Source organism: Streptomyces sp. NPDC001890, assembly GCF_042891445.1.
In the GTDB taxonomy this organism is placed as follows: domain Bacteria; phylum Actinomycetota; class Actinomycetes; order Streptomycetales; family Streptomycetaceae; genus Streptomyces.
In genome coordinates this window covers 1-1,686 of record NZ_JBIATE010000087.1, presented here as the reverse complement: position 1 = coordinate 1,686, position 1,686 = coordinate 1, and the positions used below count along the sequence as shown (strand labels likewise).

The 1,686-nt window shown below is 66.3% G+C and carries 1 protein-coding gene; it reads left to right on the top strand.

Going from position 1 to position 1,686, the window contains the following annotated elements; all coding sequences use genetic code 11:
• The first annotated feature begins 6 nt into the window (after window positions 1–6).
• Window positions 7–1,671 (top strand): ISAzo13 family transposase, encoded by a 1,665-nt coding sequence (locus ACFYY1_RS43260; RefSeq protein ID WP_388595606.1) that lies wholly within the window; start codon window positions 7–9, stop codon window positions 1,669–1,671.
• The last annotated feature ends 15 nt before the right edge of the window (window positions 1,672–1,686 follow it).

Here is a 1,686-nt window from a genome sequence, read left to right as displayed (position 1 = left end):
GAGGGGATCGAGAACGTCCTGGCGGCGAAGTTCCAGGCGTTGTTGCCGCATCTGGACGAGCGTCAGCGTCGACTGGCCATAGGGGCGGAAGCGCTGTCGCTGGGGCATGGTGGGATCAGGCTCGTCGCTGCCGCGGCCGGGGTTCGGGAAGGCACGGTCTCGCGCGGAGTGGCTGAACTGGAGTCTGGCCAGGTTCTGGTGGGGCGGGTCCGCCGTTCTGGCGGGGGTCGAAAGAGAGCTGTGGACCTTGATCCGGGGCTGCGGCCGGCACTGCTTGCGTTGGTCGAGCCCGACGAGCGGGGCGATCCGATGTCGCCGCTGCGCTGGACGACGAAGTCGACCCGGAAGCTGGCAGCGGAGCTGACCCGGCAGGGCCACCAGGTCTCCGCCGACACGGTCGCCGGCCTGCTGCGGGAGGAAGGCTTCAGTCTGCAGGCCAACGCCAAGACCATCGAGGGTACTCAGCACCCTGACAGGGACGCCCAGTTCCGCTACCTCAACGAGCAGGCACGAGACCACAGGGACGCCGGTAACCCGGTGATCAGCGTGGACAGCAAGAAGAAGGAGCTGATCGGCGACTACAAAAACGCCGGACACGAATGGCAGCCCGCAGGGCAGCCTGTGAGAGTCAAGACGCACGACTTCCCCGGCCAGGCCAAGAAGGCAATTCCGTACGGAATCTATGACACGGCGGCGAACACCGGCTGGGTCAGCCTCGGCACCGATCACGACACCGCGGCGTTCGCCGTCGCCTCGATCCGGCACTGGTGGCAGGCCCGCGGCCGGCACGACTACCCCCGCGCCCGCCGACTGCTGATCACCGCCGACGGCGGGGGCTCCAACGGCTACCGCACCCGCGGCTGGAAGACCCAGCTCGCCAACCTCGCTGCCGAGACCAGTCTTGAGATCACGGTCTGTCACCTTCCACCCGGCACCTCGAAGTGGAACAAGATCGAGCACCGGCTGTTCTCCCACATCACCATGAACTGGCGGGGCAGACCCCTGACCAGTCACGAAGTCATGCTCCAGACCATCGCCGCGACCACCAGCCGCACCGGCCTCACCGTCCATGCCGAACTCGACAGCAGTGAGTACCCCACCGGCATCCGCATCAGCGACGACGAGATCGCCGCCCTGCCCATCACCCGCCATCGCTTCCACGGCGACTGGAACTACACCCTCCACTCCCAGCGTCCGACGGACGCGGCGACCACCGGCAGCACACCGGACGAGGCCCTGGCGGACAGACCGACTCGCCTCACGCGGCGTTCGCTCCAGGACCCGGAACTGACCGGGATGACCCGCCAGCAGCTCAACGAACTCATCGACGTGTTGACTCCAGCGTTGAAGGTTCAACGCGAGCAAGTGCTCCGCACACGTCGAGGTCACGAGCGCCTGGTGGCCCCTGGCACAGGTGCCAAAGCCAAGCTCACCTCAGCCGACCGGATCCTGGTCACCGTGCTCCACCTGCGAAAACTCGCAACCATGGACCTCCTGGGCCAGCTCTTCAACACCACCGCCATGACCATCAGCCGCGCAGCGAAAGACGTCCGCCCGCTCCTGGAAGCCCATGGTGTTTACCTCCCCGCCTCAACAGCCCGATTCCGCACACGGGAAGACGTCGCCAGGTTCCTCGACCCCGACAAAACCAAGATCAAACCGACGTGTTGATTCCCGGCAAGCCCT